A 7,430-nucleotide genomic window follows, 5' to 3' on the forward strand; every position below is an offset into this window, starting at 1 on the left:
AGAGATATAACTGTTAGTTAGAGTAGTTGTCGAACCAGAGACAATTGATACATTTCCTCCTTCACCATCAAAAGAAGAACTGTCTACTCTTGTATCGTTTAAAACCACCGATTGTCCAGTGATTGTTACATTCCCTGACTGAATTTCAAGATTGTTATAGTTGCCATAAATTCCATAACTATATCTGAAACTATTTGTAGAGATATAACTATTAGTTAGAGCCGTTGTCGAACCAGAGACAATTGATATATTACCTCCTTGGTCGGGAGAAGTGTCTCCTTGGTCAGAATCAGAACCTGTAGAAGCATTAGCTCTAATATTATTATCAATAATATTAATTTCCGATCCAGCATTGATGTTTATATCTCCAGCAGTACCTTGCTCAAGATTACTGGTATTAATATTGCTGGTAATTGTAACCATCTCACCAGCATTAATTGTCAAATCTCCTGCTGATGTATCAATGCCTGGAAAATCTTCAGCCATTAAATTGATATTATTGGTAGCGGTTAACTTTATTTCGCCACCAGTATCAAAGTCTATGGAACTATCAAGATTGCCATTAATATTAATATTTCCATTAGTGGCATTTAGAGTTATTGAGCCACTATCGCCCATAACCTGAGGAGCTTCTACAAAGTTGGCTTGCGTTCCTTCAACTCCAGTAAGATTAACCTGATATTCTCCTATTTCACCGAAAAAATCGTTTTCAAAACCGATTAGAGGAGAATTTCCTCCCTCGCCTGTAGGAGCATTAATACCTTCTGCTATGGCGAAACCGTTGGGGTCTCCTTCAAAAGTTGCTCTGGGGAAAATAAATCCCCCATCACTAATAGGGTCGTTACCATTACTTGTAACTGATAGATAGTAAATACCTGGATTAACAGGAGTTAAAGAATTATTGGCAGGTAGAAGAGACTGTTGTTCCACTGCAGCTATTTGGTCGTCGTTAGCATAAATACCAAAACCAGCAGCATCAAATAGGAATAATTGTGTATCAACAGTAGTACCTCCGACGGTACTAGCTGAAAAAGTACCATTTCCTGTGAGAAAGATTTGATATGTATCAACATCTTCAACATCAAAAAGCACGCCAGAAATACTTTCCACATTAACACCAGAATTAGAACTAACGACTTGAGCAGTTCCTATCGTTTCGCCAGAATCGTTGGGTACGAAAGAGGTATCAATATTTCCTATAGTTAAATTTGCACCATAAATAGCAATACTGCGTCCATTAGTTTTGATAGTATCGGCAGGATCGACGATATTTGAAATTACATCTTCAAAACCATCGTCAAAAACAATTGTTTCTTGTTCAGTAACAATAATATTATCCTCCATTACGAAATCACCCACACCGTCAGCATCCGCATCGGCAGTAAAAGCAATGACACCGTTACCAGGAGCTAAAGTTAATTCGTCATCTGCCAAATCCTGAAGGGTAATGTCATTGGTGGCTTCAAGGATAATATTGGTATCTCCCGATAGTCCTTCTAACTCGCTTTCAAAAATGGTTGTTGGTGCGTCGTCGATGATTTCGTTAAGGGGATCGGAGAGAATGCTTCCTGGGGTATTGGAATTGTTTCCTGCAAAGGTGTTATCTCCATCTGTCGCACTGTCTCCCGAACCATTAGCAATGATAATATTAGTAGGATCTAACAGTAATGTGCCTGTAAAGCCATTAGTTGCAGTAGTATCGACATTTCCCCGAAAGATTAGGTGTTCTTTGCCCGATACTTCGACAAAGCCACCATTACCCGAAATATCTCCACCGCGAACGGAAATATTGCCATAGAATCCAGTAACTTCATCTCCCCAGACTATTACTCTACCGCCGTTACCTTCAGTAATAGCATTAGCATTAATGATTACAGTATCGTCAATATAAGTGCGAGTTGCATTCAAACTACCTTGTCCTTGGTAGTCTCCACCAATTAATACCGTACCTCCACCAGTTTCAGAAGAGACATCTATACTGGCATTGTTAATTAAACTAACTTTATCTCCTAAGACTTCTACCTTTCCTTCTGGTGCGGTGGCTATGCCCCCATCAAAACTCACTTCACTACCAGTCAAGGAAATAGTCTCTCCCGAATTGACTCTCAATCCTAGATTATTATTAGCGCGATTAACAATATCCCCTGGTAAATCTCTTAGATTTAAGCCAACAGGAGCATTAATCGTTAAGACTGGGGGATTATCTAAATCTATCGCGCTAAATTCCCCATCTTCAAAGAGAACACTACTCGCACTGCTTGCATAAAACGAACCGCCGATATCTAATCTGGCATTTTCCCCAAAGATAATTCCTGCGGGGTTGATTAAAAATAAATTGGCACTTCCATTAGCTCTAATCGCCCCATCAATATTGGAAAGATTACCGCCCGTTACGCGACTAAAAATATTAGCAATACTGTTAGCATTATCAAAAAAAGCTTCATTGCCAGTAGAAATAGAAAAATCCTGAAAAGAGTGAAAAAGATTGCCCCCTCGCGTTTCTCCTCCTGTAATTTTAGTAATGTTTTCGTTAACATTTACTTGAGTATTGAGAGTATTGTCGGGAATTACTTGAGCTTGAACTAAATTGTTGACTAACCCAAAACTTGCAATAGTACACGTACCAATCTGAATTAGAGGAGAAATAGCTTTTTTCATGAGAATATGATGAATAAATCTGAATAAACTTATACTACATATGAATATGAGTTGATTTTTTTTAAATTACAATTAGATAAATTTTCTATATTTTTGTATAAAACTAACAATTGAACGGAATTTAATCGCCCCAATTAAAAATCAAAAGCCTACCAACAAACTTCGATCGCGAACTAACACCTGTGGGTTTAGGATAGATATTAGATTGAGTCAGCTTAACTTAAAAATGTTAAATCGCCCAGAATGAAAAAACTGCTTGCCAACTTGCGCTTTTCTTCTTGGTTAGCAAGTAGTTCCCTCGATACTCGCTACGCTCTGATTGAAGCTTGTGCGATCGGGTTGTTTTCGGCTTTGGCTGCGGTATTGCTCAAAAATGGAATCGGCTGGTTGGGGGGCTGGCGCATCCAAACTATTAATCTTGCTGGAGCAAAGCTAGTTTTGCCCCTAATAGGTTTAGTTTTTGGTACTTTGGCAGGAGTGGCAATTGAGATTTTAGCTCCTTCGGCGGGAGGTGGTGGCATTCCTCAAGTTAAGGCTGCTTTGGCAAAATATCCCATTGTGTTAAATCTGAAAACTGCTGTAGTAAAAACGATCGCCACTATCTTAATTGTTGGGGCTGGTTTTACTTTAGGTCGTCGAGGCCCCACGGTTCATATTGGAGCAGCATTAGGAGCGCAGGTAAGTCGCTGGATTCCCAATTCCCCCACCAATCGCCGTCAGATGATTGCAGCAGGGGCAGCAGCAGGTTTGGCAGCAGGATTTAACACTCCGATCGCAGGAGTCTTGTTTGTGGTTGAAGAGTTGATGCGAGATATTTCTGGCTTGACTTTAGAAACGGCGATCGCAGCATCTTTTACAGGGGCTGTGGTTTCGCGAATTCTGGGGTCTGCAGATATTAACGTACCTTTAGCGGTCATTGATTCGGCTCGTCGGGGCAGTTTTGCCATTCCCGAAATTCCTTTTTATGTAGTGTTGGGAATCTTAGCGGGAATTTTGGGAGGAATATTCAATCAGGCGATTATTCGCGGTATGAAATGGGGGCGCAGTCTGCCTATTCCCATGCCTTTGCGGATTGGTTTGGCTGGAGCGATTTCAGGGGCGATTGTTTCTTGGCTACCGCCTTTTTTTCAGGATAATGCAGGGTTGCGAGAATTACTGATTGCGGGGCAATTTTCTTGGCAGATGACAGCAGTGGTATTTATTGCTCAATTTTGCCTGACTATCTTGGTTTATAGTGCGGGCGCACCTGGAGGATTATTTGCTCCTGCTTTAGTTTTAGGTTCGGCTTTGGGATATTTAATCGGAGTGGCTGAAGTAGCTATGATTCATTCCGAATCTCCTTATACTTTTGCTTTTGCGGGAATGTCAGCATTTTTTACCGCAGTGGTGAGAGTACCAGTTACTGCGATCATTATCATCTTTGAAATGACGGCGGATTTTAATTTAGTCTTGCCCCTGATGATTACTGCGGCAGTCGCCTATATTGTTGCCGAAAGTTTTGCCCCTGGATCTCTCTACGAACATCTTCTGGAAGCTAGTGGCATCGAAATAACAGAAGAACATCCCCAAAACGATTTTATGTCCGAGTTAACTGCCGATGATGTGATGGAATCTCGGGTAGAAACCCTCAGCAGTAATTTGACTCTACCAGAAGTTATTCAAGCCATGTCGCGATCGCACCATCGGGGTTTTCCTGTAGTAGATGATGGCAAATTGGTGGGCATTATTACTCAGTCGGATATTCCTCAAGAGGGGATGCAAAAGAGCAATTTGCATCTTCAAGATATTATGACTCCCCAGCCTATTTCCGTATGTCCCGACACTTCTTTAGCCGACGTATTATATCTCCTCAATCGCTATCAGTTGTCTCGTCTGCCCGTTACGGAAGGATATAAACTTTTAGGCATTATTACTCGCAGCGACATTATTAAAGCCGAAGCCAATCAATTGAGTTGCAATCTGCAATCTCAATTAATTTCTCAACCTTCCTATATTGTCTATCAAACCCGCTCTCCCGCAACTGGCAAAGGACGTTTATTGCTTCCTATTGCCAATCCCGACAATCTGGCTTCTTTGTTACAAATAGCAGAGGCGATCTCTAAGGAGCATCAGTATGAAATTGAATTTTTGCGGATAATAACAGTTGGCAATCATCTTTATCCCGCTCAAGCCGAAGTAGACATAGCTCCTGCTCGCCAAATGATGTCTGAGTTAGAAACCTGGGGTAACCAATCTGCTATTCCCGTGCATACTCAAATTCGCATTGCTACAGATGTGGGAGAGGCAATTTTAGAGACTACCAATCGAGAACACATTGATTTATTATTAATGGGCTGGAAAGGTAAAACCGCAGGAATTGAAGCGATTTTTAGTAATGTAGTTGATTATTTGATTAAAAAAGCTCCTTGCGATTTGATGCTCGTTAAACTAGGCAAATTACCCCATGCTTTTCCCCATCAGCTATACCTGCGCCATCGCTGGCTAATTCCCAGTACGGGAGGAGATCGCATTAATAAATTGCTAACTATTTTACCTGCTTTAGCTAGTATAGATTCCGTTCCTCCTAGAATACAATTTTGCCAAATTTATCCTCCCAAAAAACCACACTTTACTAGCTCTGATTTTAAGGTTGGTATTGAATTGCTCCAGAAGTCTTTAGCTTGTTCGGTATTACCTCTCCGAATCCCTGGTTCTTCAGTAGCAGAAACAATTCTTAATTTGGTTAACAAAAAAAAATATGGGTTGATAATTTTAGGAGCAACAAATAAAGGATTGCTACAAAATGCTATGGGCGGGAATATTCCCGAAGCGATCGCCTCTGGAGCAGAGACTACTGTCATAATTTTTCGCAGTTTAAATTCATAAATGCGATCGAAACTACAGATCTTTTGGAAAATTTATTCGATTCTATAGGTAGGATGAATTTAATTATTTTTCATGTCTTGGTTTAGTTAACATTTTTTCCCGAGAATGACAATAGTCTCGATTTTCTCTCAAAAAAATATGTTGCGTATCTTCACATTGTACTCAGATTCTTAAAATCTTAATTATATTGGAAATAGATACGCACATAAAAAACAAATTTAAAACATTTTCTGTTAAATATTTAGGTTAAGGTAACCAAAATTATGACTGCTAAACATTATTGCCCCTGTTGTTCTAATTCTATGTTACGGCATCTCAGCAACAGATACAGCTACTGGTACTGCAGTAGTTGTCGCATAGAAATGCCCCACCTAGAAAATCAGGGGAATATTCAGCAAAAAAGTTCTCATCTATTTTTTAATAACTCAATTGAGTCTTTAGTTTCCAAGTCAAAAGAAATTCAGCAAACAGCTAGTTGATCGAACAAAATCAAGGGTATTTTAAGGTTAAATTAATAGTTTTTGTTTCGGGGTTTTTTAGCAATTTATACCTACTTAAAACATCGGACTTTCTCAATAGGTAGAACCATCGGCTCAGTAACTAATGTTAGGCAGTAATTAACGAATTGGAGTTAGGAAAAAATTAAGCAATAAAGGTAAAAAAATCAGCCAATTTTTCAGGTTGGTTTCAAGAAATTACGGTTATTACTTTCTTTTGCACAACATCAGTGATTAATAAAGTATTTCGTTAGCAAAATCAACCTAGCTCTAGATTGCAATAATTAACTCATAGCAACAGTAAAAGCCTTAAAATAGCCTTCAATTCCCTTAAGTTGAAAATTTTTACTTTGTCCCCAATTAGTATTGGGCAAACAGCTAGCTACAGATTCGGAAATCAGAATGCGATCGGGAGCAGCAGCAGTCTGCAAACGAGCTGCAATATTGACCACTGTGCCCACAGCAGTATAGTCTTTCCTTTGTTTGCCACCAAACATACCTACAACCGCTTTTCCCTGATGAATACCACAACGCATTTTGAGAGTGGGCAGTAAATTGGCGATCGCTTTAGCTTGCCATCGCTCGTTGAGTTTTTCTAGATAAAAGTACATAGTTCTGGCAGTATCGATTGCCCTTCGTGCTTGTTCTTCTTGGGTGAGAGGTTCGGGCGCGCCAAACATTGCCATCACTCCATCCCCTAAAAATTTATCTACCGTACCGCCGCGATCGAAGATAGCTTTCGTCATAGCTTCTAAATATTCATTCAAAATTTCTGCTAGAGCGACTACTTCTAAATGACTGGAAAGGTTAGTAAAGCCTACCAGATCGCAAAACAAAACCGTAATAAAACGGGGTTCGGGAGTTAGATCTAAGGATAGTTTTCCCGTAGCAGCTTTATTCACAATAGCTGCGGGTAAAAAACGTTTGAGTACCGATTCGGTAAGGTAGTTATTTAATTCTCTAACTTTTTGATAGAGTTTTGCTTGTTGTACGGCGATCGCAGCTTGAGCAGCTACGGCTTCTGCCAAGTCAATATGGGCTTGACTCCAATAACGGGGGCGATCGTTTTGTCTGAGGGTAATACTGCCAATAATCTCCCCATCGACTATTAAAGGTACGATTAGTAAAGCTCTAGCTTTAGAATGCAAAGGCAATTCATAACGAGCTATTTTCTTCTCTTTTTCTAAATCCCTAGAACAGACTGTTTTTTTGGAAAACAAAAGAGCTTGTAAGACGGGATTTTCTTTAATGGGTACGCTAGAAGTAGTCGCCTGTTGCCAGTCGGGGGAATCTCGAATAATTTTTTGCGGTTGATGAGGATTGTACAAACCAACACATTTAACAAAGCGATCGCTTTTTGTCCAGAGAGAGAGGGTGCAAGCATCCACTTGAAGAGCCGAACCCAACTCT

3 protein-coding genes are annotated in these 7,430 nt (G+C 39.9%); 1 reads left to right on the forward strand and 2 read right to left on the reverse strand.

Going from position 1 to position 7,430, the window contains the following annotated elements; all coding sequences use genetic code 11:
• A partial coding sequence (locus AC33VI_RS11185; protein WP_491782340.1) for a two-partner secretion domain-containing protein occupies positions 1 to 2,658 on the reverse strand: 2,658 nt, incomplete at its 3' end.
• 243 nt (positions 2,659 to 2,901) lie between these two features.
• On the opposite strand from AC33VI_RS11185, the gene AC33VI_RS11190 reads away from it, so the two are divergent.
• The gene (locus tag AC33VI_RS11190) at positions 2,902 to 5,523 is read left to right on the forward strand and encodes a chloride channel protein (RefSeq protein ID WP_491782341.1); all 2,622 of its coding nucleotides are present in this window, start codon (positions 2,902 to 2,904) and stop codon (positions 5,521 to 5,523) included.
• 781 nt (positions 5,524 to 6,304) lie between these two features.
• Here the strand turns inward: AC33VI_RS11190 and AC33VI_RS11195 are convergent.
• The coding region (locus AC33VI_RS11195; protein ID WP_491782342.1) for an adenylate/guanylate cyclase domain-containing protein at positions 6,305 to 7,430 on the reverse strand (1,126 nt) is incomplete at its 5' end.

The sequence above is a fragment of the Waterburya sp. genome, assembly GCF_058530065.1.